The sequence below is a fragment of the Effusibacillus consociatus genome, assembly GCF_042652925.1.
GTDB lineage: Bacteria > Bacillota > Bacilli > Tumebacillales > Effusibacillaceae > Effusibacillus > Effusibacillus consociatus.
On record NZ_JBHSHC010000140.1, the window covers coordinates 1 to 25,898 of the forward strand.

The following is a 25,898-nucleotide window of genomic DNA, read 5'->3' on the forward strand; positions in this document are numbered from 1 at the left end:
TGGTGTAGTGGCCTAACATGCCCGCCTGTCACGCGGGAGACCGCGGGTTCGAATCCCGTCAGCTCCGCCATTTACTTCCCGGATCATAAAAAACTGCAGCTTTGTTTCACATTCATCATTCATCTTTGATGAATTTTTTATTATCTGCGGGTGTAGTTCAATGGTAGAACTCCAGCTTCCCAAGCTGGCGGCGTGGGTTCGATTCCCATCACCCGCTCCACCGAAAACCCTTGAGAAATCAAGGGTTTTTCTATTTGGATGAATGGTCACCATGGTGTTTGAAAATTTATCAATTCAAATGGAGTGACGGGCTTGGGTTCGTCACTCCACCACTTAGGGGGAAGCCCTTAATGCTTCCTACAAGAGTAAGGGAGGAAAATTAACATGTATTGGTTTCCGCAGCGTGGCTATTATCCGATGGGAGATTTTCGTCAAATGCCACCTATGTCTATGCCGGAGATGGAACGAATGCGTCAGATGATGGAAAGGCACTTTGCTGTCACAAATGAAACCCTGGGTGTTGTTCGTGACAATAACCGAATGTTAAGGGCAATCCAAGCTCACTTAACCGGTCTTCCTCCCCGGGAACCTGAAGAGCGAGATTTATCCACGGGAGAAGGTGACATTCCAAACTAAGTTAGAGGCCTGAGGAACAAGAGGCAATTCAGTAAAACCGACCACCAAATATTCCAACCGTTATAGTAAGTGGTTAACTTAGTTAGTGTGAACATGCATTCGATTAAACTGAGCAATAGATAGATCAGAACGATTTAATGAATCGCCCATGTCTTGAAGTGGGTCAAAAAGCTCCAGGGCCGTTTTTTTTATTGACAAACCAATCCGACGTTGATAACATGAATGAAACAGCAATAAGGTTTGGAATAGTGAGAGAGTTTAGCTGAGAGAAGAGCTTAGGATTTGTTGAGTTGAGCCGAGAATGCGGGATCTTGTTATGGTATGTTGATTCAAGACCGGCTTCTTTTGAGGCTGGTCTTTGCTATTTTCAAACGAGCCGAGATGAGAGGAGATGAGGTAGATGATTGCAGTTATCGACAACTATGATTCGTTCACCTATAACCTGGTGCAGTATCTTCGGGAATTCGGATGCGAGGTCAGGGTGTTCCGCAACGACAAGGTGACTGTTCAAGAATTAGCTGCTTTGAAGTTGAGTCATCTGTTGATATCGCCGGGCCCTTGTACACCGAATGAAGCAGGGATTTCGCTGGAAGCAATCCGATTTTTTGCCGGTAATTTGCCGATTTTGGGCGTGTGTTTAGGCCATCAATCGATAGGGCAAGTATTCGGGGGAAGAATCGTAAAAGCAAAACAAATGATGCATGGAAAAACCTCGCTTGTCGAACATACCGGAGAAGGGGTTTTTCAGGGCTTGCCAAGTCCGTTTCGAGCTACACGGTATCATTCGCTGGTGATTCAACCCGAAAGTTTACCCAAGTGTCTTAAAGTAACTGCCCGATCTGAGGATGGGGAGATAATGGGCGTCCAGCATCAGGATTACTTAATCACAGGGGTGCAGTTCCACCCGGAAAGCATTATGACCGAAGGCGGAAAAAAGATCATTCAAAATTTCTTGGAGCAGCATGAGAGGGTACTTATATGAAAACAGTTGCCGCAAAAGTTCCGGTTCGTTCGCACGAGCGTGTTTACCCAAGAACGGTTGAAGCATTTGACGTGTTTCGAAAACTGCATGCCAAATATGGTTCAACCTGCGCGTTTCTGTTGGATTCGGTCACCGATCCGAAAAGCCGCTATTGTTCTTCGGTAATCGGACTATTTCCGTTAGTGACATCCAGGGTAAAAGGGCGGGATCTTTCTTTGGATGGACATCCGTCGCTGGTTCCCTCGATCCTCGAGCACTTAGGTCAACAAGGGTACTCTCTTCCTCACTTTGATGGTGAGCTGCCGCCGGTGCTCGATACCATCCGGGAAAGTTTTCAACTTATTGATGAAGATTCTGTTTCCCCGTACTCTTTTGGTTTTATAGGATTCTTTTCCTATGATTCGATTCGTTATTTTGAAGATATTCCGAATACGACAATAGATGACCGCGAGTTGGATGATATTTTGCTGCAAATCCATCAAGTGATACTCCATTTTGAACCGGATCAAATTCGCATCATAATTAATGAGATCGAGCATGTAAACACTCCGGATTTTTCTGAGCTTGAATCCTTTCTTTCGGCTGAGGAGCCGCCGGCCTTTAAAGGATTTGATCCGGAGGAGTTGATTGAGGAAGAAGATGTCACACAAGAGGAATATATCCAGCGGGTGATCCGAGCCAAGGAATATATCCGCGAAGGGGACATATTCCAGGTTGTGCTCTCAAAACGGGACCGTGTTATAGGGGAAATTGATCCTCTCCTGGTCTATCAGCGCTTGAAGGATGTGAACCCGTCTCCTTATATGTTCTTCGTCGACTATGGAGATTACCGGGTTTTTGGCGCCAGCCCGGAGATGCAGATCCGAATTGAAAACGGAGTTGCCCAGATGAGACCGATTGCCGGGACAACCAAAGGAAAAGGGCGAACGGAGAACGAAAATCGGATTTTAATCGAGAATCTGCTTTCCGATGAAAAAGAAAAAGCTGAGCATTTGATGCTTGTGGATTTGTGCCGCAATGATTTGGGCCGGGTCTGTCAAGCGGGCTCGGTTCATGTAAAGGATTTTATGGTGGTGGAGGAATACTCGCACGTATTTCATATTGTCTCGACTGTGGTTGGAGACTTGGAACCGGGTGTTTCACCGTTTGACGTGTTCTTGTCAACTTTTCCGGCCGGTACTTTATCCGGTGCCCCGAAAGTCCGAGCGATGGAAATTATTGACGAATTAGAGACACTGACCCGGGGGATCTATGGAGGGGTCATTGGGTTCTTTGATTTTCTCGGAAATATGAATACAGCTATCGTAATTCGAACGATTGTAAACAAGGACGGGGTATCTTATTTGCAAGCGGGTGCAGGAATTGTTGCCGATTCAATCCCGGAAAATGAATGGAATGAGTGCGATCTGAAACTTCGCGCATTGAAAGCCACTGTATTTTCATAGGGTGGATGATTCGAATTTTCTTTGCCATTATGAGAGAAGCTAACGGCTAAAGGAGGTGATCCTTCTGAAGCTGCGAGCTTCTTTTTTTGCTCTTGTTTTGGCCGGTTCGCTCACCAGTCCCGTTCCGTGGCCTTCCTATGTTGTGGTGGACAAATCGGAACACACTCTTACCTACTATTCTTTCAGCATACCCGTAATAACTTTTTCGGTTGGAACAGGTCGTAAAGAAGAGGATACACCGACCGGCACGTTTCCGATTGTAATGCTTGTAAAAAATCCTTGGTATTTAAAGAAAAACATACCTGGCGGTGATCCGGAGAATCCGCTTGGAAGCAGGTGGATCGGCTTGGAAGTCCCCGGAACAGACGGATCAAAATATGGCATACACGGAACCAATCAACCGGATTCAATTGGTGAAAATCGCTCAGCCGGCTGCATCCGAATGAGAAATCAGGATGTAAACTGGCTTTATCGATATGTTCGAATCGGCACCTTGGTCAAAATTGCCCCCTAGTCCTCGAACATCTATGATATCTTCGGCGCTCTTGACCGAAAATGTCATTATCTGTCTATCAAAAAGTATGTTATAATAGAGCCTAGTTTATGATAGTAAGGATGATTTGCGGATGGAAAACCGGATGGGGAGAAGGATCAAGAAGCCTTTTTATAAAAGAAAACGGTTCGGATATACACTGCTCTTTTTGGCTGTGATGATTTTTGTTGGCGCAGGCTACTATGCGTTTTCTTTTTATAACTTTGCCAACACGATCTCCAAGCCTAAAGAAAAAATTAAAAATGGGGAAGAATGGACCGGTACGGAGCGTATTAACATTGCGTTGATTGGTGTCGATACCCGTCCGGGAGATGGGGCTCCGCGAGGCGATACCATGATGGTATTGAGCATCGACCCGCAAACGAAAGATGTTGCGTTGTTCTCCGTAATGCGAGATACATGGTATAAGATACCAGGGTACGGATTCCGTAAAATTAACGAGGCACATGCCCTTGGCGGCCCGCACCTGGTTGTAGAAACTCTGGAAAAGTTTATGCAAATCGATATCGATTATTATGTAAAAACCGATTTTAATGGATTCGCAAATATCGTGGATGTGCTTGGCGGCATTGATATGTATGTGGAAAAAGATATGTATCACCCGGATGACGGTCTTTACGATATTAATCTGAAAAAAGGGCAGCAGCACCTGGACGGGAAACATGCACTGATGTATGTCCGTTACCGTGGGGATGCTATGTCTGATTTTGCAAGAACGGAGCGGCAGCGAAAGTTTCTTTCGACCCTTGCTGCCGAGATGAGAACCACAAGTTCGCTTCTCAAGCTGCCTCAAATTTTGAAAGCCGTCCAGGATGATATTGAGACAGACATGTCGTTTAACGATATGATCAAGCTTGGAAAGTTGGCGTATAATCTGGATATCAATACGATGGATTCCGTCCAGCTTCCGCCAATGAAGGATTCAACCGGGACGAAACCGGCATTGATGGACGCGCATCGGGGCGGAGCTTCTGTGATCATTCCGGATCTTTATGAAACGAGATTGTTGGTGCACAGCACTTTAAATACCGGACGGACAATCGTAAAAACGTTCGATGATCAGGAACCGTTGGTAGACCAGACTACTCCGCCAAAGAAACCTACCCAGTCCGTCGCGGCGCCCGCTCAACCGCCCACACCTCCGCCTCCCAAAACGAGTGATGGGAAGAGTTCAGAGACTGGCTCCGGCGGAAACAAGAGCATCAATGGAACGACAAATACGACAAAACCGGGTGGATCGGGTGCAAACGGCAATGGTACTGGTACCACCACTCCAAACAACGGAGGTTCCGGAACAACTCCAGGCGGAACATCGACCGGAGGAACCACTGACGGAACAACCGATAACGGTACAAAGACGGGGGGATCCGGCGGAGCAAGCGATTCCACTTCGCCGCCCGGAACTGTAAAACCACCGGCGACTTCGTAATCCGAAAGAGTCTCCATTTGGGAGACTCTTTTTCATTGCGGGATCAAGTAGTACGAGCTATCATTAATCATAGGATCACTTGTTTTCAAGGGGGCTTTTTTTTGCAAACGTGGAGAGTATGGATAGCAATCATTGCAGCTAAGACAACGAAACGGCTTTTATCCCTGATGGGCCGCAAAGGCACTACACTTCCTGGAGCTGTTGCTCTCCGTGTATGTCCGGATTTGTTGCAATTTTATGGTGCTCGACTGGCAGGGAGAATTGTTTTTGTCACAGGTACGAACGGGAAAACGACTACGAGCAATCTTCTTGCCAATTTCCTAAGAAAAGACGGTCGGGATGTAATTTCAAATTCTCTCGGTGCCAATTTGATTCAGGGCATAACGGCGGCGTTGGTTGAGGGAGTGTCGCTGACGAAAGCACGCAAGCAATCGGCCGTGCTGGAAGTGGATGAAGCCACCATAGGGAAAGTGATTGAATCACTTCAACCGGCCGCTGTTGTGGTGACGAATTTCTTCCGGGATCAGATGGACCGTTACGGCGAAGTGGATACGGTCGTCAACATGGTCGGAGAAGCTCTTGAACGGTCGGGTAAGAATACTGCCATCATCTTAAACGCGGACGATCCTCTTGTTTCTTCAATCGCTCCACAAGGGAAGAAAGTCCTTTACTACGGAATTCAATCAACCGACATTCCAATGGATGAACAAGGGGAAGTTCGGGACGGGAAGTTTTGCCGCCGCTGCGGTTCAACCCTTCGATACAACTTGTATCATTATGGGCAGCTGGGATTTTATGAATGTCCCGGTTGCGGGTTCAAGCGGCAGTTTCCGGATCAGGCAGCGGAGCATGTCCGTGTCCGCGATGGCGGGATTCAATTCCAACTGGATGGAGAAACCGGCTTTTTGCATTCGCCGGCGTTTTATAATGTCTATAACGCTTTGGCGGCAATTGCAACGGCTAGAGTATTGGGAGTTGGATCGGATGTCATACGAGAAGAAATGAGAAATTTAAATACCGGATTGGGGCGGATGGAACGGATTTTCGTGAACGACGGTCAAGATACTATGCTTGCTCTGGTTAAGAACCCGACCGGCTGTAATCAAGTTCTGAAAGTAGTCAGTCAAATGGAGAAACCGGTGGATATGGTATTTATTTTGAACGACAGGTATGCAGACGGAACCGATGTGTCCTGGATCTGGGATACTCATTTGGAACGGCTTCAAGAACAAAAAAAATTACGTCGAATTGTAGTTGCGGGTACACGCGCTCACGACATGGCGGTTCGTTTCAAATATGCCGGATTGGGGCATGTGACGTCGGTTCAGGAAGGGGATTTGGCGGCCGTTGATGCTGCATTGAGCGAACTCCCTGCCGATCATACGTTGTTTATTTTATCTACCTATACTTCCCTGTATGCAGTACGAGATCATCTCCTTGAGAAAGGGCGTGTCGCGGTTGAAGCTTAGAATTGGTTATTTGTATCCGGACTTGCTTGAAGTGTACAGTGACCGCGGAAACGTCACAATCCTGCAGAAACGGGCGGAGTGGCGCGGGATTTTCGTAGAGGTAGATCGAATCACAGTAGGCGATAACCCTAATCTGTCCGATTATGACTTGCTGTTCTCCGGCGGTGGTGAAGACCGGGAACAGCTGTTGGTTGCGGAAGACTTGCTGAAGAAACGCGAGACACTGATCAGTGCTGTTGATTCGGGTACCGTCGTTCTCGCAATCTGTGGCAGCTACCAGCTTTTGGGACATTACTTTGAAACCATTGGAGGGAATCGAATCGAAGGAGTCGGATTGCTGGATCTGTACACGGTAGGCGGCAAAAAGCGGCTTGTCGGAAATGCAATCGGCAAACTGAATATTCTTGGCTCCGATCTCACATTGGTGGGCTATGAAAATCACTCCGGGCGAACCTATTTGGGGCCTGAGGTAACTCCTCTTGCGGAGGTAGTCAACGGTTTTGGAAATAACGGAGAAGACGGTTCCGAAGGCGTGGCACAAGGAACCGTCTTCGGGACATATCTGCATGGACCTCTTCTCTCGAAAAACCCGGTGTTTGCGGATCACCTGCTTGAACTGGCACTCCGTAGAAGAACCGACAATCCGTTTTTGGAGCCGCTTGATGACAGTTGGGAACTGCAAGCGCATGAACGTGTGGTCCGGCAATATGCTCAGGCTGGGCGCAGGTAATTGCATGTAACAAGCTTCGTTTCATGATTTTGTTTGAAAATCGGATTCCCCGTCAATTGAAATTCTCATTGTCGCATGGTACGATATCACTTGTCGCTGTAAAAAAGAAAATGAATCAAGCTTGCAACGGCAAGTGACATGTTCATGGAGAGATGTCCGAGTTGGTCGAAGGAGCACGATTGGAAATCGTGTAGGCGTTAACCGCGTCTCGTGGGTTCGAATCCCACTCTCTCCGCCATGAGATTCTACCTTGTGAGTGGGTGAGAACCCACGCTGAGATACATCGGAGATTTTCTTCGGGGTTCGTCGGAGCTGTACTTCGATAGTGCTGCTACGCAGCCGGGAGCCTGTCTCCCGCATCCCACTCTCTCCGCCATGGCTCGATAGCTCAGTTGGTGAGAGCGACGGATTCATAACCCGTAGGTCGGCAGTTCGACTCTGCCTCGAGCCACCAATTTCTAAAATGCCAGTGGCATCCCTACACTTCTGGAGTGATGGCCGAGTAGGTCGAAGGCGCTCGCCTGCTAAGCGAGTATACGGGGATAACTCGTATCGAGGGTTCGAATCCCTCTCACTCCGCCATATTGCGAAAGCACCCTGTATTTTTGCAGGGTGCTTTCGCAATACTTGCAGTTTGAGGGTGAGTAACCCTCGCTGAGGAGCATCAGTGAAATTACTTCGAGGGTTCGTCGGAGCTGAACATCGGTAGAATTACTACGTAGCCGGGAGCTCGTCTCCCGCATCCCTCTCACTCCGCCAGAGATAACGGTGTGAACCTTACATTCATCTCGAGAGATTGTTCCGGCTTGTGGGGAGATGAGCTTTGATCGAATCCAGATGCTATAATAGGGGAAACTGCACAGTAAGGATTGAATAGTGGATATGGTTCGCACAATGCTACTCTTAAACAACGGGGAAATCCTGTATGAGCGGCCCGTAGAGGAAATCATAAACCAACAAGCAAAATGGTTTTGGGTCGATTTTTCGGAGCCTACGGCCCAGGAAATTCAATACTTATCCGACATTTTCGCGTTCCACCATCTGGCGATCGAGGATTGTCTTCATTTGCTGCAGCGACCTAAGATTGATGACTTCGGCGACTACCGCTTCTTTGTTTTGCATGCAGTCTCCAATCAGAAAGGAAAACCGGAAGAAATCAACCTTTTTGTTGCCAAAAATTATATTGTATCTTTTCGGATGAATCCGAATCAGGATCTGGATAAAGTCTGGAATCAAGTTAAACAAAATCCGGAGCTGACTCAAAAAGGTCCGGATTATCTTCTGTATTTGATCATTGACCGGTTAGTGGATCAATACTTTCCCGTCTTGCTGCGAATTGACGACGAGCTTGAGCGACTTGAATCCGAGAATTTCCTGCGTCCCTCCCAGCGCATGATTAACCGCGTATTTAAGATTCGAAAAGATTTGCTTTCGTTACGCCGGTCGCTAGAACCTTATCGGGAAGTCGTGAGAGAAATACTGCATCCGGAAGACGAAAAGTGGAAGATTAAATATCGCATTTTTTTCGGCGATATTTATGACCATCTGGCGAAATTATTGGAAATGACCGATACCTACCGTCAGATCGGATCCGATCTGATTGAAAGCTATGTCTCTTTGAATTCACAACGCATGAATCGAGTAATGGTTACGTTGACAGTCATAACCACAATTTTTATGCCATTAACGTTCTTGGCTGGAATTTATGGGATGAATTTTGACAATATGCCGGAACTGCATTGGAAGTATGGATACTTTTTTGTTCTTACTCTTATGAGTGTAATAGCCGGTGGCATGGTTATCTGGTTCAGACGAAGAGGATGGTTCTAATGGTGATTGAGGTATGAAATACGATGTAATTGTAATTGGCGGCGGACCTTCCGGATTAATGGCATCCGTTTCAGCAGGCATGCATGGAGCCAAAGTGCTGCTTGTGGATAAAGGGGAAAAGCTGGGACGAAAACTTGCCATTTCGGGGGGCGGCCGATGCAATGTTACCAACAATAAAGAGCTTGATGAGATGATCCAAAACATTCCGGGAAACGGACGTTTTCTGTACAGTTCCTTTTCCGTGTTTGACAATCGGGATATCATCCATTTTTTTGAGGGGCTTGGCATTAAACTCAAGGAAGAGGACAGGGGAAGAATGTTTCCTGTCTCAAATAAAGCAAAGGATGTAGTGGATGCGCTCCTTCGAAAAGTTAAGGAAGCAGGTACGGAAATCCGGGTAAACGCCCCCGTCCAACGCATCAGGTATGAGGAAGGACAAGTGAAAGGAGTGCGCCTCCGCAACGGCGAAGAAATCGAGGCTTCCAATGTGATTGTCGCAGTCGGCGGAAAGTCTGTCCCTCACACAGGCTCTACGGGTGACGGTTATGCATGGGCCGAGGAGGCGGGACATACGATCACAGAGCTGTATCCAACGGAAGTGCCGATTACGTTGGATGAAGATTTTATTCAGCAACGAACTTTGCAAGGATTGTCGCTCCGAGACATCCGCTTATCCGTATATAACGCAACGGGCAGGAAAGTCATCGAACACGAAGGGGATATGATTTTTACCCATTTTGGTATTTCCGGACCGGCTGCACTTCGCTGCAGCCAGTTTGTGGTCAAAACATTAAAGCAAACAAATGGCGGGGACGTTCGGATGACAATCGACCTATTCCCGGACAAATCACAAGCGGAGATTTTTTCCGAGACCTATGAGCGTGTCAGAAACGAGCCAAAGAAAACGATCAAAAATGTTTTAAAAGGCTATGTTCCAGAACGGCTGATTCCTCTGGTTTTGGAACGGGCGGGATTGCGAGAGGACATTACGTTTGCGAATTTGCCGAAGGGGCCATGGGAAAAAATGGCCCAGCTTTTAAAAGAATTCCCTCTCCATGCCAATGGGACCTTATCGATTGAGGAAGCGTTTGTAACCGGCGGGGGTGTAAATCTGAAAGAAATTGATCCAAAGACGATGCAATCGAAACTGATGCAGGGGCTGTTCTTCTGTGGAGAAATTTTAGATATCCATGGCTATACAGGGGGCTATAACATAACGGCTGCATTTAGCACAGGTTACACTGCCGGAAAGAGTGCAGCAGAAAGAATGGCGGACGTTCGAATAAAGTAAAAAACCGCGCCCTTCAACCGGACGCGGTTTTTGCGGTTTACTCGGCCGCGAGATTTTCGTATGCTTTCACGACTCGATTCCACTCTGCATCATCTTCGATGTCGATCAGATACTCTTCACCGTTTTCATCTGATTCTACGCGCAGAATCACAGCATCGCCTTCTTGATTATTCGGGACCAGGATTGCATAATTGCTGCCCTCGAGTTCCATCACATCAACTATGACAAATTCATGGTCGTTTCCTTCATCATCGGTCAGAACAATTACTTCTTGCTCATGATCATGGTCACAATCCGGACCATGTACGTGGTTATGATCTGTCATTGGACAACCCTCATCTCTTTTGGAATAAACCCTGTGCTTCATCATAACATGGCAAAAGTTTCTGCGTCAAATCAACAAAAGCTTGTCATTGCAAGTGCTCAACACGGGTGAAAGGTTGAGGAGAACACCGTTCTCCGGTCAGTTATTGTCAGCCGCCGCCTTTGGGTGGTCTTGGCAGTGGGACTCCGTTTACTTTGCCCGTGATGCAGTTTGTCAGAAGAGTGGTTACAGATTGCAAAAGTTCATCCACCTTCGCAGAGGATTGTTTAAAAGCCACGACTTCCGGGAATTCATCCAGCTTGGCAAGAGTTTCCGAAATCGAATCTTCAAGCCCTTTCAGGTGGGGGCCCCTACTGTAGGCTTGCAGCTTTTCGTATTCCTGCTGCATTTCCCGTAACTTTGCTAACAACGGTTTGATTTGCGGATGAGATTCCATCGTGTCTTTCGTTCTTTTATATTCTTCCACTTCCGGGGAGTCAGCAATCAGACTGCCCAACTCAAAGGCGTGCCCCAGAAGTTCGTTGCGATCCACCATTTTGCAAATTCCTCCTTTATTTCTTTCCAAAACAAGTATAAAGAAAAGCCCGTGGGAAGTCACGGGCTTTCGGTTAACATTTTTTAATGATGGTAGTTATGGACGGCGTTATGGTGCTTGAATTTCTCATCTCTTCGATTGTCGATTTTTTCGATCCAAAGCCCCAAGGCTATCGAAGCGACAATGGCTGCGCCGAGCAATCCGTAAGATTTCGAGAAAAGTGCAAACACAGTCAATGCAAAAACCAGGGTATAGAAAAAGTAACGATTCCCCCGTGTCATAGAAACAACCTCCTTTTTTCCGGAATTATATCAGATAATTCGCATTCCGACTAGTCGGTCGGATGACAAAGAATGTTCACTTGACTCCATTTCGAATTATTTTTATTCTATATGGGAATAGAAAGAATGGAAGGAGGCGTCAACTATGTGGGGTCTCTTGGCATTTGTCGGAGCTTGTTTCGCGCTGCTGTTCATGTGCTCGAATATTACTTCAGAAAAATTTAATGAAGCAATCAGGAAGCAGCATGAGCAGTGGGATCAGTAATTTTTTGGGCAGGAGGACAATCCCCTGCTCGTTTTTTCTAATGCAATCTAGGGGTGGCTTATTATGAAACCTGTTTTTGTGTTTCCGAAGGCTGACCACTATGCTTTTTTCTATGAAGAGGCACATTTGATGCTCGTTTGCTGGAATAGGGACGACAAAAAAGAGCTCTACCGAATTTCCGGCCAACAGGAAGAGATGCTCCAACTCGATTATCCGGGGGACTTATATACCGAACGGGTAATGGAACTGATCAGCAGCATTTTTTTCATCTCGGTACAGGAAGAGGTCCGGGAACAGAAGTACACCCTCGGTGCATTCTTTACCAAGAATCATCAGGGATATGCGGTATATTATGAGCGTGATGCGATCTCCAGATCCGATCTGATTTTTTTCCGTGTTGTCGAAGAGGGGGCAGGATATGCTCTTGAAGTGGTGGAAAGTGAAGTGGAGCACACATCAGTTGTGCGGGAGATTGAAGAACGGTATGCGAGTTTTTTGCAGATCCATTAATAAAAGAATTCAGTCACTCCTACATATGAAGGTATCCTGATCTTGTTGAAACCGACTGAATTGTTGTGATACCATATGAGAGGAAATTTGCGAACGGAAAGGTGCGACTGTTGATGAAAAAGGCACTTATACTTACAGATGTACAAGAAGACTTTCTTGGCAATTTGGGAAACATCGATTATATCGTCCGTTTATGCCAGCAGTACTTGGACCAATCGGCCAACGAATACGACCTTGTCATTCTGACAACCTGGAAACATGAAGAAAATGAAGGACAGGATACTTTGCTTTTGTCCCATCCGAAAGCGAAACGTGTGGAGAAAACAACCTTTTCTGCATTGAATGACGAAGTTAAGAAACTGTTGGAAGAAAATAAAATCGAACTTGTTCACCTTGGCGGTATGGATGCAGAGTTGACCATTCTGGCTACCATGTTCAGTCTGGTGGACAACGGATACAAGGTTCAGGTGCTGGAGCCGTTGTTAGCCTCCTACCATGCCCGTAACTGGGAAGCGACCATGATCATGAAAAACGCGATCGGCGAGGAAAACCTTCTCCGGGTTGGTGGAGACCGCGTTTGGGTCTAAGTGCCAGCCAATACACATTTTGACGGGTGTGTTTCCCCACATTCAGGGCCAAAATAGAGATACGATTTTTGGCGCTTGGGGGGATCGCAGATGTCTTGGGTATACTGGGCAGGTTTATACGACAGCAAATTCGAAGCCTACTGCGCCGTAATGTGGGTGGAAGGTGACAAGCGAATTTACGGAACCCATCCACCGCGTGAAGTTGAGTTGTATCGGACCCGAAAAGGAAAATACGGGGTCCGGTTTCGTTCAGAAAAAGTTCATTAATGAAGAGCCACCTTTCGGTGGCTCTGCTTGTGACAAGACCGTGTTACGAATAGGCGGGAATGAACTCGTCTTGATCATAATCAGCGGGATCGTCATACATTTCCGGTCGAATTTGTTGTTCTGTCGTTGCGATTCCCAGAGCATGCATCATCGGACACACGCGGGTAACCCCTTCAGCTACTTTAATAGCGCTGGCCATAATTAATAATGCGCTAAGCGCATCATCTCTTCGCAACGAACGGCGAATTCCATATGCCAATCCGATTAAACCGCCCGTGATCCTCATGTAAGCATCCCAAGTACCCACATTTTGTTTGATCACGAAAGTCCCTCCCCTCGGTTTTGACCCAAGCGATGTTAGTATCGACTGAAACGGTACATATAATCAGAGTAGGGATTGTGCTGTCAAACACTTTGAGGAAAACCATTGCATATGGCATACTGGTAGCAAGGGATCTTGTTTTACAGTACATACCAAAGTGAGACACAAAAAAAGGAGGGTTTTTACATGAATTTAGTGCCGATTGTAGTAGAACAAACAAGCAGGGGAGAACGTTCTTACGACATCTATTCCCGTTTGTTGAAAGACCGCATCATTTTTCTTGGCAGTGAAATTGACGACATGGTAGCCAACTCCATCATTGCCCAATTGCTTTTCCTGGCGGCGGAAGACCCGGAAAAAGATATTTCCCTTTACATCAACAGCCCGGGAGGGTCCATTACAGCAGGTTTCGCGATTTATGATACCATGCAGTTCATTAAACCTGATGTATCAACAATTTGTGTGGGAATGGCCGCTTCAATGGGCGCATTTTTATTAACCGCTGGCGCTCCGGGGAAGCGCTATGCTCTGCCGAATTCGGAAGTGATGATTCACCAGCCCCTGGGCGGTGCGCGAGGTCAGGCGACAGACATAAAGATTGCCGCGGAGCGGATTCTTCGCATGCGTGACCACTTGAATAAAATCATTGCGGAACGGTCAGGTCAACCTCTTGAAAAAGTGGAACGCGATACCGACCGCGACTACTTTATGTCCGCCGAAGAAGCGAAAGAATACGGCCTGATTGACAAGGTCATTGAAAAAATTTAACAATCCCGTATGAATGAGTTAGAAACCATAATTCGGAACAAAATTCTCGAAAAGGGTTCTATCCCTTTTCGGGATTTTATGGAATTGGCTTTATACTATCCAGGATTGGGGTATTACGAAAGGGGAGACAACCCTTTCGGCAAAACTGGAGATTTCTATACGGCACCGGGAGTGCATCCGGTGTTCGGCCATACGCTTGCCCGCGATTTTTATGCCAAATGGAAAGAACTCGGCTGCGTATCGCCATTTATCCTTGTTGAATTCGGGGCCGGGCAGGGAACTTTGGCGAAAGACATCCTGAACGGAATTCGGTTGTTCGCCCCGGATTTATTCTCTGTACTTGAGTATCGGATTTTTGAAAAATCTTCTTATTTGCGGGGCGTCCAACGAGAAGTTTTGGCCGATCAGCCGGTAACGTGGTGTTCTGCTTCGGAACACATGGGTCAATTCCCAGGGATTATCCTGTCGAATGAAGTAATTGACGCAGCACCTGTTCACTTGATTGTTCAAGACAGCGAACCACAAGAAGTTTATGTGGGGGAACAAAACGGCCAGTTTGTTGAGCGATTGGGTCCACTTTCAAATGAACGGATCCACCGGTATTTGAGGGAGTATGTGAGCCCACTTACGCCCGGTCAGCGGGTTGAGGTGAATCTTCATGCGCTGGAGTGGCTCGTCGAAGCGACAGAGTTCCTTCAGAATGGATACATTGTCACAATTGATTATGGGGATGAAACGGAGATTCTGTACGAAGGCAGACTGAATGGAACGCTTCGAGGCTTCCGCCAGCATCAACTGCAAACAAATGTATTGGCGTCTCCGGGAGAACTGGATATCACTTGTGATGTAAATTTTACAGCGCTCTTGAAGTATGGTGAATCTTTGGGGATGGAAACGGCCTTTTTCGGTACACAGGGCAAATTTCTTACACAAGCGGGAATTTTTGAATTCCTTTCGAATGAATCCGCTTTTGATCCATTCTCCGAGGGGGTTAAGCGGAATATGGCGATTAAACATCTGATTATGCCAGGTGGCATGGGTGAGCGATTCAAAGTCCTTGTCCAACGGAAATACGGTTAGAGGTGGCTGAATGCTTAAAAAGTTGGCGACCGGTTTGATAATCGGCGGAGTTTTGTTTTTGTTATTGGGTCTCTGGTTTATGACAAATCGATAGAACGTGGTGCAGAAAAGGCTTCGTATGAAGTCTTTTTTCTTTTGGGAAGCTATGATATATGTTGATTTTTTACACAAAAAAGACAAATGTGTCATACTTTTTTACTAAATAGTATGGTGTATTTCGGTTTTTAGGTGTAAAATAAGAGTGTAATTTGTTCGAGGACTGGGAGGTTTTGTCGCACATGGCAATCAAACTAGGGATAAACGGATTCGGGAGAATTGGCCGAATGGTCTTTCGTGCAGCTATGCATGACCCGGCTTTTGAAATTGTAGCAGTGAACGCAACAACGGATCCCGCCTCATTGGCGCATCTGCTTAAATATGATTCGGTGCACGGTCGATGGGATGTAGCCATTGAAACCGAAGAAAATGCTATCATAGTAAACGGACACAAAGTACTTATTATGTCAGATCGTGATCCCAACAATCTTAAGTGGGGGGAACATGGTGTAGATATTGTAATCGAATCGACCGGGAAGTTCCGTTCCAAAGAGACGGCCGGCATTCATCTGAAGAACGGGGCCAAGAAAGCGATTATCACCGCTCCGGGCAAAGACGAAGACATCACAATCGTGATGGGAGTCAATGAGGAAATGTACGATCCTCAACTCCATGATGTGATTTCGAACGCATCCTGCACTACCAACTGTCTAGCACCGGTTGTTAAAGTTTTGCACCAGGAGTTTGGAATTGAACAAGGTCTGATGACTACGGTTCATTCTTATACGAACGACCAGAAAAATCTGGACAATCCGCACAAAGATCTGCGTCGCGCAAGAGCTTGCGCCGCCTCGATCATTCCCACTTCTACGGGAGCGGCCAAAGCAGTGGCTCTGGTACTGCCTGAACTAAAAGGAAAATTGAACGGACTCGCACTCCGCGTGCCGACTCCGAACGTGTCGGTCGTGGATCTGGTTGCCACATTACAGAAAGATGTTACTGTGGAAGAAGTGAACACCGTTCTCCAAAAAGCTGCGGAGGGTCTTTTAAAAGGAATTCTTGAATATACCGAGGAGCCGCTGGTTTCGATCGATTTTGTAGGAAATTCTGCCTCCTCCATAGTCGACGGTCTTTCCACGATGGTTGTTGGGGAGCGTACTGTGAAAGTGTTGGCTTGGTATGACAATGAATGGGGTTATTCATGCCGGGTGGTAGATCTAGCCCGACTGGTAGGGAGCAAACTTTACGAGAAGCAGGCAGTATTGAGTAAGTAAAAATAAAGATATCCCTTTCCCGAAAACAGCTGGTCTCCTTAGGAGGCCAGCTGTATCAGTTATATGGGTGAAAAGCTCCTGATGAACCCCAAGTTTTCTTTATGAATTTCGCATGGTAAAATATAGTTTGTCCTTTTTAACGGAGCAGGGATATAATGTAGGAATGTGTTCAAGGAGATACTAGAAGGGAAACAGAAAGGAAGGATCTGTGTGACCCGAGAAATTTATCTGGATAACAGTGCGACAACCCGTCCTTTTCCAGAAGTTGTGGAGACAATGACGGAGGTGTTAACTGAGTATTACGGAAACCCTTCCTCTTTACATAGAAAAGGCATGGAATCAGAAGAAAAAGTAGACCGGGTACGCGAGGATATTGCAAAAACCCTGAGGGGTAAGCCAGCGGAAATCATCTTCGCATCAGGCGGAACAGAGGCAAATAACCTCGCGATTCAGGGAGTTGCCCGCCGATACAAAAACCGGGGAACTCACATTATAACGAGTTCAGTTGAACATTCTTCGGTTCTCGACGTGATGAAATTTCTCGAAGGAGAAGGATTCCGCGTTACTTACCTGCCCGTGGATGAGAACGGACGAGTGAGTGTGGCAGACGTGGAACAGGCTCTAACAGATCAAACCGTTCTAGTCTCGATCATGTATGTCAACAATGAGACAGGCTCTATCCAGCCGATCCAACAAATCGGACAGTTATTGTCCTCAAGACCCAAGACACTTTTTCATGTCGACGCAGTTCAGGCTTATGGCAAAATCCCATTGAGGGTAAAAGAAGGCAAAGTGGACTTGTTGTCGATTTCTGCCCACAAGCTGCATGGACCGAAAGGGATCGGTGCCCTGTACGCAAGAGAAGGAATTGATCTTGTTCCTCTGGTGTACGGCGGGGGACAAGAGAAAGGGAAACGGTCGGGAACTGAAAATGTGCCCGGAATTGTCGGTTTTGGTGCTGCCGTTCGCAAGGTTTTTCCCCAACTTGAAGCAAACCGGTCACGCATGCAGGCATTACGCGATCTGTTAATCACTTCCATTCGCGACTCGATTCCGGAGATCCGAGTGAATACACCGGCTGAAAATGCGGCTCCCCACATCGTGAATGTTTCTTTCCCGGGGGTGAAAGGGGAAGTGCTTGTTCACGCATTGGAGACTGAAGGTGTGTATGTAACTACCGGCTCGGCGTGTTCCTCACGGGAGAAAAAATACAGCCACGTATTAAAGGCGATGGGTCTTACGGAAAAAGAGTTGGATGGGGCTATCCGTTTGTCTTTATCTTCGGAAACCGGCGAGACGGACATTCACGAAGCGGTTCGACTGTTAGCCCGGATTGTAGGTGAGCTTCGATTACTGACACGGAGGTAAAAAGATGTATTCGATGTTGATAGCCCGTTATGGGGAAATCTCGATCAAAGGGAAAAACCGGTCGGACTTTGAGAAGAAACTGGTTGACAATATGCAGCAAGCGGTGAAGGGACTTGGAGATATAAAAATCTCGCGCACCGGCGGGCGCATTTTGATCCATCTGAATGGCGCCGACTACCGAACAGTGTTGGACACTCTTCGTTGGGTACCTGGAATTGTGTCTTTGTCGCCTGTTATGACTACCACGCAGGAGATTGAAAAGATTGAAGAAACAGCTGTAGAGCTTTTAAACAAAGTTGTGCAAAAGCCTACCACCTTCAAGGTCGAAGCAAGACGCGCCAACAAAATGTTTCCCTTAACTTCTCCCGAACTTTCAAAGGTTCTGGGCAGCCATATCCTGAAAAATGTTCCTCTGCTTTCGGTCGATGTCCATCGCCCGGAATTGACCTTCACATGTGAAATCAGAGAACAGGAGGCCTATATATATGTGGAAGTGATTCCCGGCCCCGGTGGCTTGCCGGTTGGGTCTTCAGGGAAAGCACTGCTGCTGCTTTCGGGGGGAATCGATTCCCCGGTTGCCGGTTGGATGGCGATGAAACGGGGAGTCGAAGTGGAAGCAATCCATTTTCACTCTTATCCATTCACAAGTGATCGAGCCCGTAAAAAAGTGGAGGATTTGGCAAAACGATTGGCCCATTTTGGGGGACGATGTCGTTTGCACGTGGTTCATTTCACCGAGATCCAAAAGGCAATTCGTCAGCACTGCCCGGAAGAATTGTCCATCACGGTGATGCGCCGTTTCATGATGCGCATTGCAGACCGTTTGGCTCACCAAAGAAAACTGTTGGCCCTTGTAACAGGAGAGAGTCTTGGCCAGGTCGCGAGTCAAACTCTGGAAAGCATGTACACGATCAATCATGTGACTGCGATTCCGATTTTACGACCGCTGATTGCGATGGACAAGGTAGATATCATCCGTATCGCAAAAGATCTCGAAACCTATGAAACCTCGATCCTTCCATACGAAGACTGCTGTACGATCTTTATGCCGAAAGCACCGCGTACACGGCCGCGTGTAGAAGAAGCGGTACGAGCGGAACGAGACCTCAATATCGAAGAGCTCGTGCAGGAAGCATTGGATAAAACGGAAACGGTAACGTATTACAAAGATATGGAAAGCGCGGAACCCGTATAGGAGCTTCCATTTCGGTAACACTATCCCTAAGATCCTTTGAAAGGATGTGACGGGATTGGTTAGAATTCTTAGGTATTATCGGATTGCCACCATTCTCATGAGCGTATTGTCCGTTCTTCTTGCGATCCGCGGTACTGTAGCCAGAAGACGGCGCTCCCTCAAGATGTTGCGGAGAGCGGTAAAAAATTTGGGATAAGTTTTAGAGCCACCCTGAGGAGGTGGCTGTTTATTTTCTATCAGAAATGGAAATAAACATACCATGGCTATCTTTTAAATTTGTTGCATACATTAGTAAAAATGTTCTGGGAGGTTAAGAGTTGGATGAAAGCATTGCGTCAAGACGCCTGGACAGAAGATGATGATAGAGTCTTGGCTGAAATTATTTTGCGCCACATTCAGGAAGGGAGCACTCAATTGGCTGCCTTTGAAGAATGCGCGGAAAAGCTGGGCCGTACTGCAGCCGCATGCGGCTATCGGTGGAACGCTTGTGTTCGCAAAATCTATAGAGAAGGTATCGAAATTGCAAAGGCACAACGCAAACAACTCAAATCCATGCAAAGAAGAACCAATGGGAGGTCTTCCGAGTCGGTCAAGGATCGGGATGAGTCAAAGATCACGTGGAATGATGTCTTGGGTTTCTTGAAAGCGTACAAGCAGGAACATGCATCACTGCTGAATCACATACGGCATCTGGAGCGTGATCTGAATCTTAAAGACAAGGCAGTAGAAGATTTGAGCGTGTCCAATGAGCGACTTGAAAGGCAGTATTACCGATTGAGCGAAGAGTACCAGACGGTAAAAGAGGATTACAAGACTTTGGTGAAGATTATGGAACGGGCACGCAAACTGACATTATTCAGCTCCGACATGGATGAAATACAGATGACTACCCGGTTTCGAATGGATGCAAACGGAAACCTTGAGAGGCTCGAATAAAAGAGGCGACATGCCGCCTCTTTTATTAGTGAACATTCCCGTCCGAGTGCTCCTGGTGTTCCACAAATTTGATGCTGTCAAGCTGTTTCCTGAATTCGGTTCGAAATGACTCAAGGTATTCCTGCCGGAGACGTTGTTGTTCCGATCGTTCTTCGTCCGTGAGTCCCACCGTTTTGGATTTACGTGCCAATTCGTTGATGCGATGAATCTTATTATGGGGAAGCAAGCAGTATCCTCCTTTGTCCGACAGGACCTTCTTGGTGATCAGGGCTTCCAGATATAGGGGTTCTCGCCGCGATCACGAGCCGGTTCATATTTTACCGGTGAAAAACCAAGCTTGATGAAAAAATCTTGTGCGCCCAAACGGACATTTGTCTTGATCGGCAGACCCAGGGACTGGGCGTGGCGGACCAATACACTTCCGTATCCCTTGCCTTTATATCCGGGCAGAACTTCCAGTTTCCATAGCTCATAATGATCTTGAGGCGGCTCAAAATAACGGTCGTATCTTGCATCGATCCGGTACAGGCTCATACGAGCGACTAATTTACCGTCTTCATAAATTCCAAAAAAGGGCGACGCACTTGTATTCTCTATCAGTTTTGTTTGCAATTCTTCATGCATTGCGAGCTCTTCCAACCCGTTTTCACGGAATTTCTTAAATTCTTCCAATGTTTTATAGTTGATACGGAGCTTTTGAACTTCAATCATAGCTCTTCTCTCCCCCAACGTGCTTACTGCTTTAATTATACACAGTTCGGAAAAAATCGAAAACCGCATGGCCCCACAATTTGCCGGATTGTGTCAGAAAAAGTTGTTTTTTCCTAACTATTCACCGGTTTGGTTGTCCAGTATAATGGAAAGGTGTTATTCTAAAACGGTAAAGGGCTGAAAGAGATCGATGGAGAAGGATACACTACTCAATCAGATTGATCAGATGAGGTTGGAACTTCATCGGTTGCTTCGTCAGAAAGGGAGCCTGCTTGACCCTCGTGTGATTGAAAAAAGCCAGCAGTTGGATCGTTTGATCCTTTTATCATACAAGCAGAAGCGGCAAGCGGTTAAAACTTGAGGAGGCAATAAAAATGGAAGAAATTACAAGTTTGGATGAGTTGACATCATTCCTTGAAAGCTTTCTCCAGGATGCAACCGTTTGGTGCCGCCTTGAATGGCAGAAGAACGAGAACGAACAATCGATCATTTTGACACAATTTGAAGGACAGTTTGATTTTTGTGATGTTGTGGCCGATGAAGCAGGACGGGAAATCGCGCTGGAGTTTCTGTTCCACCCGTCGAAGGAATATGAGGAACCTCAGGTCGTGTCACTGCCGGTTGACCCGGATGATGTTGAGGTCAACATTCTCGAGAATGCTTTGGAGATCGAAAGCTTGGATTTTTACCTGCTCTTGACCATTGCCAATGGTTCCCCCAAGTCCTAAGGGATGAGGTGCCCGTCACGAGGAAACACTATTTTTAAACCGTGACAGGGGGCGGAACCCATGAACGAAAAGAATGCGAATGAAAAGGAACACAAGGAACAAGAGCGTTTGCATAAACAGTTCACTCCAATGGAGGAAGAATATCATGCAGCATACCCGGATGTGAAAGCTCCTGGGTCAACAGCTTTTTTACGTGGGCTCTTGGGGCGATACGGCAAAGGATTTTTGGTGGCCGCTTTGATCGGAGCTGCAGTTGCGGTGTTTTTTTGGATCGTATTTACGATGTTGTTGTATTGAATCCACAAGTCGGGTTTGACCAGCCGCTGCTGTCCGGCAGCGGTTTTTATTTCCGACTGGAAGGGATCGCTCAACATAAAGGAAATTTGTTCTGAGTGTCGTATATTCGAAGTACGTGATTATGGGCGGGGTGGGACTGGTTGAAAACCCAGCATATTTTACTCGATTTGGACGATACATTAATCCATTGCAATCGTCATTTTACACTCACAAGAGAAAAATTTTTGGATCATATGATGGTTCTCTTTCAGGATTATCCGATTGACAGGGACTTAGTGGACAAAACTCAACAACAAATTGATGTTGCAGGTGTGGAGCAAAAAGGGTTGGGGAAAAACCGGTTTCCGGAGTCATTGGTCCAGACTTATCGGCTGATGTGCGGAAAATATGGGAAAACACCGAATAAACAGGAAGAGAAGGAAATCTTTCAACTAGGCCATTCGGTGTATGACTTCGAGGTGGAATTGTATCCTGATGCCTTATCCACAATTGAACAGTTAATCAGACAAGGACATGAATTGTACCTTTATACGGGCGGCGATTTTAAAATCCAAACCCAAAAGGTCCTCAATGCGGGATTGGACGGAATTTTTCCGGAGGAACGGCGTTTTATATGTGAACATAAAAACACATTGATTTTGAAAAAAATTCTGCGGCGAGAAAACTTGGATCCGAGCCATACTTGGATGGTAGGAAATTCCGCGCGTAATGACATCCGGCCGGCTTTGGAATTGGGACTTCACGCGATTCATATTCCGGATGCATACGGTTGGGAATATGACCACGTGGAACTGGACATTCCGGCCAAGGGGCATTTCCATGTGCTAAAGTCGATTCGGGAAGTCCCTGATGTAATTGCAGAATCGCTAAAAGGGGACCACACCAGACGTGAAAATTTGGGGTAACGTGAATAACTTGAGTAAACCGGTAGACCTCCAAGCTTTTGCAAGCTCTGGGAGGTCTATTTTTTGCACTCCCGTTAACGCAACTCTCATATATTAGTAATAATAATGCAAACTTAAAGAAGAGTGGTAAAAATGAGAACCAAGAATGAAAAAAACGCTTTACCTATAACGAATATTTGGATTGATGCCGACGGTTGCCCGCGTGGGGTTGTCCGGGTTACGTTTGCCTATGCAGCGGCGCTGGGACTCACATGCTGGACGATATCCAATTTTCATCATCAATTGGAGGGAGACACCCACATTGTAGTGGACGATCGATCCCAATCCGTAGATATGGCGATTTTGAACCGTTGTAAGGCAGGAGATTTGGTGATTACACAGGATATCGGTTTGGCTGCCATTGCGTTGGGAAAAAAGTGCCGTGCACTCGGGATTTATGGGCAAGAATATGCGGAGAAAAACATTGGGGTGCTGCTCGAAATCCGGGACCAATCCGCCAAATTTCGCCGGGCGGGCGGCAGAACGAAAGGTCCAAAGAAACGAACCCAATCGGATGATGCGGCATTTGAACAAGGACTGAAAAGGGTACTGGGGATTTAGCCCGGACGTTTTTCTGCTATAATTGGATCAGTGAGAATTTTAAAAAAGGGGCAACCGGAAATGAGTTTTCTGTCGCAAATGATCGGTTATTTTGGCTCGCCTGCTCTTAAAGAGAGTATGTTTAAAGCTTTGGCGAATCAAGAGTGCAAATTGGAAAAGGACAAGCCATTGCTAGAATCTAACGGCTTTAAGGCGGATCTTTATATCGAAACGGACGACGTGATTTATCTGGTGAAAACAATTGAAAAATTTCAGTTGAATCCGATTGGGGCCTCTTTCGTGGAAGATTTGATTCAAGCCAAAAAGCAGTTGGTGACGCAAAAATACAAACGGATTATTCCGGTTGTCGTAATTGGACAAAACACGCAGAGTCGGGCTTTTCTGGAAGCTGTTTACCGCAATCATGTTTTGGTTTTGCAGGGGACGGTCGAGGAATGTGCTTTTCATTTGGAGTATATTCTGCAGCATCAGATTGCTCCCACCTACCAAATCTCCCCCCGAAGTGCTGACTCTGAAGTGCGTTTCTTTACAATTTAACGAAAATCTTACGAAAAATTTGCTCGGATGTGGTATCATGGTCTTTGTGTGCGCCAAATTAGGAGGAAATCAGAATGAATCATCAAGAAAAGCTTCGGAATATCGCAATTATTGCCCACGTGGACCATGGGAAAACCACGCTTGTTGATAAATTGCTGCAGCAGTCCGGGATTTTTCGGGAGAATGAACACGTTGAAGAACGCGTGATGGATTCGAACGATCTTGAACGGGAGCGCGGTATTACAATTCTGGCCAAGAATACAGCGATTCGGTATAACGACTACTCAATCAATATCGTCGACACACCGGGTCACGCCGATTTCGGCGGGGAAGTCGAACGGATCATGAAAATGGTCGACGGTGTTCTGCTTGTCGTGGATGCGTTTGAGGGCTGTATGCCGCAGACAAAGTTTGTTCTGCGAAAGGCATTGGAACAAAATCTTGTCCCGATTGTAGTCTTAAACAAAATCGACCGCCCCAACGCTCGTCCTCAAGAAGTCGTGGATGAAGTGCTTGAACTGTTTATCGAATTGGGTGCCAATGACGAACAGTTGGATTTTCCGATTGTGTACGCTTCCGCCTTACAGGGCTACGCCTCAAATGATCCTGATGTGAAAACTGACGATATGAAGGATCTATACGAGGCAATTGTCCACCATATGCCTGCCCCGAAGGGGAATCCGGCAGAACCTTTGCAATTCCAGGTAACGCTGCTTGATTACAATGATTACTTGGGACGAATCGGGATCGGCCGGGTACAGCGGGGGGAAATCAAACTTAACTCGCAAGTCGCGGTACTCAAAAGGGACGGTACCACTCAGAAGGCGCGTGTTACCAAATTGTTCGGGTTTATCGGTTTAAACCGCGTAGAAATCGAGTCCGCCCAAGCCGGCGATATTATTGCGATTACGGGGCTTGGCGATATCAATGTGGGGGAAACGGTTGCGGACCCTGAAAATCCTGAAGCACTGCCGCTTCTGCATATCGACGAACCGACTCTGCAGATGACGTTCCTTGTGAACGATTCCCCGTTTGCGGGCAAGGAAGGGAAGCACGTAACCTCCCGTAAGCTTAGAGACCGGTTGATGGCTGAATTGGAAACGGACGTTTCGCTTCGGGTAGAGGAGACTGACTCCCCCGATGCATTTACTGTTTCCGGACGTGGGGAACTTCACCTCTCGATTCTGATCGAAACGATGCGTCGTGAAGGATATGAACTGCAGGTCTCCAAACCGCAGGTAATTATTCGTGAAGAAAACGGCGTGAAGATGGAACCGTTTGAGCACCTTGTGATTGATGTTCCCGAAGAATACACGGGAGCTGTCATGGAACGTTTGGGGACTCGGAAAGCAGATATGACGAATATGATCAACAACGGGACAGGAAACGTACGGTTGGAGTTTCTCATTCCTGCGCGCGGCTTAATCGGATTCCGAACCGATTTCTTGACCGAAACACGGGGGTACGGGATCATGAACCACAGTTTCGATTCCTATCAACCTTACCGCGGCGAAATTGAAGGCCGCAGACAAGGCGTGCTGATCGCAAACGAATCGGGCACAGCCACCACCTACAGCATTGAAGGATTGGAAGACCGCGGCGTAATGTTTATCACTCCGGGGACAGAGGTCTACGAAGGAATGATCGTGGGAGAACACAACCGTGACAATGATTTGACCGTTAACGTTACGAAGGCGAAGGCGATGACCAACGTCCGTTCTGCCACCAAAGACGACACAACAAAATTAAAGGCGCCACGCATTCTGTCGTTGGAACAGTCACTTGAATACCTGAACGATGATGAATATTGTGAAATCACGCCCCAATCGATTCGTCTCCGCAAGAAATATTTGAAGAAGAATGAGCGGGATCGTTACGAAAAGCAAAAAGCATATGCCAATTAAGTCGAAAGCCACCGTCTGGTGGCTTTTTTCTGGTGCGCCACGCATGGCGATTAACTAGGTGGTGAAAGTCCACTGTGGGGGTTTGTAGTTACCAACCACTAG

General features: G+C 46.8%; 32 protein-coding genes and 4 tRNA genes. 30 read left to right on the forward strand and 6 right to left on the reverse strand.

The window, feature by feature from the left end; translation table 11 throughout:
* The first annotated feature begins 146 nt into the window (after positions 1–146).
* The 13 genes from ACFO8Q_RS19790 to ACFO8Q_RS19850 all read left to right on the forward strand — a co-directional run bounded on the left by ACFO8Q_RS19790 (position 147) and on the right by ACFO8Q_RS19850 (position 10,365).
* A tRNA-Gly gene (locus ACFO8Q_RS19790) sits at positions 147–220 on the forward strand.
* 164 nt (positions 221–384) lie between these two features.
* The gene (locus ACFO8Q_RS19795; RefSeq protein ID WP_380028310.1) at positions 385–636 is read left to right on the forward strand and encodes a hypothetical protein; all 252 of its coding nucleotides are present in this window, start codon (positions 385–387) and stop codon (positions 634–636) included.
* A 400-nt stretch (positions 637–1,036) separates the two neighbouring features.
* A complete protein-coding gene (locus ACFO8Q_RS19800) occupies positions 1,037–1,618 on the forward strand; it encodes an anthranilate synthase component II (protein WP_380028312.1) in 582 nt (193 codons plus the stop codon).
* Positions 1,615–3,063, forward strand: coding sequence for an anthranilate synthase component I family protein (locus ACFO8Q_RS19805; protein WP_380028314.1), 1,449 nt, complete (start codon positions 1,615–1,617; stop codon positions 3,061–3,063). Before ACFO8Q_RS19800 ends, ACFO8Q_RS19805 begins: the two co-directional genes overlap by 4 nt.
* A 55-nt stretch (positions 3,064–3,118) precedes the next feature.
* Entirely contained in the window at positions 3,119–3,577 is a 459-nt protein-coding gene (locus ACFO8Q_RS19810; RefSeq protein WP_380028316.1) for a L,D-transpeptidase, read from the forward strand.
* 112 nt (positions 3,578–3,689) lie between these two features.
* Entirely contained in the window at positions 3,690–5,045 is a 1,356-nt protein-coding gene (locus ACFO8Q_RS19815) for an LCP family protein (protein WP_380028318.1), read from the forward strand.
* Positions 5,046–5,146: 101 nt separating this feature from the next.
* Positions 5,147–6,514 (forward strand): MurT ligase domain-containing protein, encoded by a 1,368-nt coding sequence (locus ACFO8Q_RS19820; protein WP_380028320.1) that lies wholly within the window; start codon positions 5,147–5,149, stop codon positions 6,512–6,514.
* Entirely contained in the window at positions 6,495–7,244 is a 750-nt protein-coding gene (locus ACFO8Q_RS19825) for a type 1 glutamine amidotransferase (protein WP_380028373.1), read from the forward strand. Before ACFO8Q_RS19820 ends, ACFO8Q_RS19825 begins: the two co-directional genes overlap by 20 nt.
* A 146-nt stretch (positions 7,245–7,390) precedes the next feature.
* Positions 7,391–7,482 (forward strand) — tRNA-Ser (locus tag ACFO8Q_RS19830).
* A gap of 139 nt (positions 7,483–7,621) precedes the next feature.
* Positions 7,622–7,698 (forward strand) — tRNA-Met (locus ACFO8Q_RS19835).
* 34 nt (positions 7,699–7,732) lie between these two features.
* Positions 7,733–7,826, forward strand: a tRNA-Ser gene (locus ACFO8Q_RS19840).
* A 300-nt stretch (positions 7,827–8,126) separates the two neighbouring features.
* Positions 8,127–9,074: a magnesium/cobalt transporter CorA gene (corA, locus tag ACFO8Q_RS19845; protein ID WP_380028322.1), complete on the forward strand. Its 948-nt coding sequence runs from the start codon at positions 8,127–8,129 to the stop codon at positions 9,072–9,074.
* A 13-nt stretch (positions 9,075–9,087) separates the two neighbouring features.
* On the forward strand, positions 9,088–10,365 hold the full coding sequence (locus ACFO8Q_RS19850; RefSeq protein ID WP_380028324.1) for a BaiN/RdsA family NAD(P)/FAD-dependent oxidoreductase: 1,278 nt from the start codon (positions 9,088–9,090) through the stop codon (positions 10,363–10,365).
* A 37-nt stretch (positions 10,366–10,402) separates the two neighbouring features.
* Here ACFO8Q_RS19850 and ACFO8Q_RS19855 read toward each other — a convergent pair whose 3' ends face one another.
* From ACFO8Q_RS19855 to ACFO8Q_RS19865, 3 genes are all read right to left on the reverse strand, one after another.
* A complete protein-coding gene (locus ACFO8Q_RS19855) occupies positions 10,403–10,690 on the reverse strand; it encodes a DUF1292 domain-containing protein (protein ID WP_380028326.1) in 288 nt (95 codons plus the stop codon).
* Between the two features lie 148 nt (positions 10,691–10,838).
* Complete coding sequence (locus tag ACFO8Q_RS19860; protein ID WP_380028328.1) at positions 10,839–11,225, reverse strand: YlbF family regulator; 387 nt, start codon at positions 11,223–11,225, stop codon at positions 10,839–10,841.
* A gap of 83 nt (positions 11,226–11,308) precedes the next feature.
* The gene (locus ACFO8Q_RS19865) at positions 11,309–11,506 is read right to left on the reverse strand and encodes a hypothetical protein (RefSeq protein ID WP_380028330.1); all 198 of its coding nucleotides are present in this window, start codon (positions 11,504–11,506) and stop codon (positions 11,309–11,311) included.
* A 328-nt stretch (positions 11,507–11,834) separates the two neighbouring features.
* On the opposite strand from ACFO8Q_RS19865, the gene ACFO8Q_RS19870 reads away from it, so the two are divergent.
* The 3 genes from ACFO8Q_RS19870 to ACFO8Q_RS19880 all read left to right on the forward strand — a co-directional run bounded on the left by ACFO8Q_RS19870 (position 11,835) and on the right by ACFO8Q_RS19880 (position 13,135).
* The gene (locus ACFO8Q_RS19870; protein ID WP_380028332.1) at positions 11,835–12,281 is read left to right on the forward strand and encodes a hypothetical protein; all 447 of its coding nucleotides are present in this window, start codon (positions 11,835–11,837) and stop codon (positions 12,279–12,281) included.
* A 113-nt stretch (positions 12,282–12,394) separates the two neighbouring features.
* The gene (locus ACFO8Q_RS19875) at positions 12,395–12,868 is read left to right on the forward strand and encodes a cysteine hydrolase family protein (RefSeq protein ID WP_380028335.1); all 474 of its coding nucleotides are present in this window, start codon (positions 12,395–12,397) and stop codon (positions 12,866–12,868) included.
* A 90-nt stretch (positions 12,869–12,958) separates the two neighbouring features.
* Positions 12,959–13,135 (forward strand): hypothetical protein, encoded by a 177-nt coding sequence (locus ACFO8Q_RS19880; protein ID WP_380028337.1) that lies wholly within the window; start codon positions 12,959–12,961, stop codon positions 13,133–13,135.
* A 43-nt stretch (positions 13,136–13,178) separates the two neighbouring features.
* Here ACFO8Q_RS19880 and ACFO8Q_RS19885 read toward each other — a convergent pair whose 3' ends face one another.
* Complete coding sequence (locus tag ACFO8Q_RS19885) at positions 13,179–13,457, reverse strand: YgaP family membrane protein (protein ID WP_380028339.1); 279 nt, start codon at positions 13,455–13,457, stop codon at positions 13,179–13,181.
* Positions 13,458–13,643: 186 nt separating this feature from the next.
* Between ACFO8Q_RS19885 and clpP the strand changes: the two genes are divergently transcribed.
* The 7 genes from clpP to ACFO8Q_RS19920 all read left to right on the forward strand — a co-directional run bounded on the left by clpP (position 13,644) and on the right by ACFO8Q_RS19920 (position 20,114).
* Positions 13,644–14,225 (forward strand): ATP-dependent Clp endopeptidase proteolytic subunit ClpP, encoded by a 582-nt coding sequence (clpP, locus tag ACFO8Q_RS19890; protein ID WP_380028341.1) that lies wholly within the window; start codon positions 13,644–13,646, stop codon positions 14,223–14,225.
* Positions 14,226–14,309: 84 nt separating this feature from the next.
* The gene (locus tag ACFO8Q_RS19895) at positions 14,310–15,305 is read left to right on the forward strand and encodes a class I SAM-dependent methyltransferase (protein WP_380028343.1); all 996 of its coding nucleotides are present in this window, start codon (positions 14,310–14,312) and stop codon (positions 15,303–15,305) included.
* Between the two features lie 278 nt (positions 15,306–15,583).
* Positions 15,584–16,615, forward strand: coding sequence for a glyceraldehyde-3-phosphate dehydrogenase (locus ACFO8Q_RS19900; RefSeq protein WP_380028345.1), 1,032 nt, complete (start codon positions 15,584–15,586; stop codon positions 16,613–16,615).
* A 210-nt stretch (positions 16,616–16,825) separates the two neighbouring features.
* Positions 16,826–17,983, forward strand: a complete 1,158-nt coding sequence (locus tag ACFO8Q_RS19905; RefSeq protein ID WP_380028347.1) for a cysteine desulfurase family protein — start codon at positions 16,826–16,828, stop codon at positions 17,981–17,983.
* Positions 17,984–17,987: 4 nt separating this feature from the next.
* Entirely contained in the window at positions 17,988–19,178 is a 1,191-nt protein-coding gene (gene thiI, locus ACFO8Q_RS19910) for a tRNA uracil 4-sulfurtransferase ThiI (protein WP_380028349.1), read from the forward strand.
* 55 nt (positions 19,179–19,233) lie between these two features.
* Positions 19,234–19,374: a hypothetical protein gene (locus ACFO8Q_RS19915; RefSeq protein ID WP_380028351.1), complete on the forward strand. Its 141-nt coding sequence runs from the start codon at positions 19,234–19,236 to the stop codon at positions 19,372–19,374.
* A gap of 125 nt (positions 19,375–19,499) precedes the next feature.
* Positions 19,500–20,114, forward strand: a complete 615-nt coding sequence (locus tag ACFO8Q_RS19920) for an RsfA family transcriptional regulator (protein ID WP_380028353.1) — start codon at positions 19,500–19,502, stop codon at positions 20,112–20,114.
* Positions 20,115–20,139: 25 nt separating this feature from the next.
* Here the strand turns inward: ACFO8Q_RS19920 and ACFO8Q_RS19925 are convergent, their stop codons facing one another.
* On the reverse strand, positions 20,140–20,340 hold the full coding sequence (locus ACFO8Q_RS19925; protein ID WP_380028355.1) for a DUF896 domain-containing protein: 201 nt from the start codon (positions 20,338–20,340) through the stop codon (positions 20,140–20,142).
* Positions 20,341–20,378: 38 nt separating this feature from the next.
* Positions 20,379–20,825, reverse strand: a complete 447-nt coding sequence (locus ACFO8Q_RS19930) for an N-acetyltransferase (RefSeq protein ID WP_380028357.1) — start codon at positions 20,823–20,825, stop codon at positions 20,379–20,381.
* 190 nt (positions 20,826–21,015) lie between these two features.
* Between ACFO8Q_RS19930 and ACFO8Q_RS19935 the strand changes: the two genes are divergently transcribed.
* From ACFO8Q_RS19935 to typA, 7 genes are all read left to right on the forward strand, one after another.
* On the forward strand, positions 21,016–21,186 hold the full coding sequence (locus ACFO8Q_RS19935; RefSeq protein WP_380028359.1) for a Spo0E family sporulation regulatory protein-aspartic acid phosphatase: 171 nt from the start codon (positions 21,016–21,018) through the stop codon (positions 21,184–21,186).
* 13 nt (positions 21,187–21,199) lie between these two features.
* Complete coding sequence (locus ACFO8Q_RS19940) at positions 21,200–21,553, forward strand: hypothetical protein (RefSeq protein WP_380028361.1); 354 nt, start codon at positions 21,200–21,202, stop codon at positions 21,551–21,553.
* Between the two features lie 60 nt (positions 21,554–21,613).
* Positions 21,614–21,850 carry a tripartite tricarboxylate transporter TctB family protein gene (locus ACFO8Q_RS19945; protein ID WP_380028363.1) on the forward strand — a complete coding sequence of 79 codons (237 nt, stop codon included), beginning with the start codon at positions 21,614–21,616 and terminating at the stop codon, positions 21,848–21,850.
* A gap of 140 nt (positions 21,851–21,990) precedes the next feature.
* Positions 21,991–22,755 (forward strand): HAD family hydrolase, encoded by a 765-nt coding sequence (locus tag ACFO8Q_RS19950; RefSeq protein WP_380028365.1) that lies wholly within the window; start codon positions 21,991–21,993, stop codon positions 22,753–22,755.
* A gap of 132 nt (positions 22,756–22,887) precedes the next feature.
* Positions 22,888–23,355 carry a YaiI/YqxD family protein gene (locus ACFO8Q_RS19955; protein WP_380028367.1) on the forward strand — a complete coding sequence of 156 codons (468 nt, stop codon included), beginning with the start codon at positions 22,888–22,890 and terminating at the stop codon, positions 23,353–23,355.
* A gap of 60 nt (positions 23,356–23,415) precedes the next feature.
* A complete protein-coding gene (locus ACFO8Q_RS19960) occupies positions 23,416–23,892 on the forward strand; it encodes a hypothetical protein (RefSeq protein ID WP_380028369.1) in 477 nt (158 codons plus the stop codon).
* Positions 23,893–23,966: 74 nt separating this feature from the next.
* Positions 23,967–25,796 carry a translational GTPase TypA gene (typA, locus tag ACFO8Q_RS19965; RefSeq protein ID WP_380028371.1) on the forward strand — a complete coding sequence of 610 codons (1,830 nt, stop codon included), beginning with the start codon at positions 23,967–23,969 and terminating at the stop codon, positions 25,794–25,796.
* Positions 25,797–25,898: the final 102 nt, after the last annotated feature.

Excerpts from the sequence above, each read along its gene's own strand:
- ACFO8Q_RS19795 (WP_380028310.1), top strand. The coding sequence starts at position 385 with ATGTATTGGTTTCCGCAGCGTGGCTATTATCCGATGGGAGATTTTCGT.
- ACFO8Q_RS19800 (WP_380028312.1), top strand. The coding sequence starts at position 1,037 with ATGATTGCAGTTATCGACAACTATGATTCGTTCACCTATAACCTGGTG.
- ACFO8Q_RS19805 (WP_380028314.1), top strand. The coding sequence starts at position 1,615 with ATGAAAACAGTTGCCGCAAAAGTTCCGGTTCGTTCGCACGAGCGTGTT.
- ACFO8Q_RS19815 (WP_380028318.1), top strand. The coding sequence starts at position 3,690 with ATGGAAAACCGGATGGGGAGAAGGATCAAGAAGCCTTTTTATAAAAGA.
- corA (WP_380028322.1), top strand. The coding sequence starts at position 8,127 with ATGGTTCGCACAATGCTACTCTTAAACAACGGGGAAATCCTGTATGAG.
- ACFO8Q_RS19850 (WP_380028324.1), top strand. The coding sequence starts at position 9,088 with ATGAAATACGATGTAATTGTAATTGGCGGCGGACCTTCCGGATTAATG.
- ACFO8Q_RS19855 (WP_380028326.1), bottom strand. The coding sequence starts at position 10,690 with ATGACAGATCATAACCACGTACATGGTCCGGATTGTGACCATGATCAT.
- ACFO8Q_RS19860 (WP_380028328.1), bottom strand. The coding sequence starts at position 11,225 with ATGGTGGATCGCAACGAACTTCTGGGGCACGCCTTTGAGTTGGGCAGT.
- ACFO8Q_RS19865 (WP_380028330.1), bottom strand. The coding sequence starts at position 11,506 with ATGACACGGGGGAATCGTTACTTTTTCTATACCCTGGTTTTTGCATTG.
- ACFO8Q_RS19870 (WP_380028332.1), top strand. The coding sequence starts at position 11,835 with ATGAAACCTGTTTTTGTGTTTCCGAAGGCTGACCACTATGCTTTTTTC.
- ACFO8Q_RS19875 (WP_380028335.1), top strand. The coding sequence starts at position 12,395 with ATGAAAAAGGCACTTATACTTACAGATGTACAAGAAGACTTTCTTGGC.
- ACFO8Q_RS19880 (WP_380028337.1), top strand. The coding sequence starts at position 12,959 with ATGTCTTGGGTATACTGGGCAGGTTTATACGACAGCAAATTCGAAGCC.
- clpP (WP_380028341.1), top strand. The coding sequence starts at position 13,644 with ATGAATTTAGTGCCGATTGTAGTAGAACAAACAAGCAGGGGAGAACGT.
- ACFO8Q_RS19900 (WP_380028345.1), top strand. The coding sequence starts at position 15,584 with ATGGCAATCAAACTAGGGATAAACGGATTCGGGAGAATTGGCCGAATG.
- thiI (WP_380028349.1), top strand. The coding sequence starts at position 17,988 with ATGTATTCGATGTTGATAGCCCGTTATGGGGAAATCTCGATCAAAGGG.
- ACFO8Q_RS19920 (WP_380028353.1), top strand. The coding sequence starts at position 19,500 with ATGAAAGCATTGCGTCAAGACGCCTGGACAGAAGATGATGATAGAGTC.
- ACFO8Q_RS19930 (WP_380028357.1), bottom strand. The coding sequence starts at position 20,825 with ATGATTGAAGTTCAAAAGCTCCGTATCAACTATAAAACATTGGAAGAA.
- ACFO8Q_RS19935 (WP_380028359.1), top strand. The coding sequence starts at position 21,016 with ATGGAGAAGGATACACTACTCAATCAGATTGATCAGATGAGGTTGGAA.
- ACFO8Q_RS19940 (WP_380028361.1), top strand. The coding sequence starts at position 21,200 with ATGGAAGAAATTACAAGTTTGGATGAGTTGACATCATTCCTTGAAAGC.
- ACFO8Q_RS19945 (WP_380028363.1), top strand. The coding sequence starts at position 21,614 with ATGAACGAAAAGAATGCGAATGAAAAGGAACACAAGGAACAAGAGCGT.
- ACFO8Q_RS19955 (WP_380028367.1), top strand. The coding sequence starts at position 22,888 with ATGAGAACCAAGAATGAAAAAAACGCTTTACCTATAACGAATATTTGG.
- ACFO8Q_RS19960 (WP_380028369.1), top strand. The coding sequence starts at position 23,416 with ATGAGTTTTCTGTCGCAAATGATCGGTTATTTTGGCTCGCCTGCTCTT.
- typA (WP_380028371.1), top strand. The coding sequence starts at position 23,967 with ATGAATCATCAAGAAAAGCTTCGGAATATCGCAATTATTGCCCACGTG.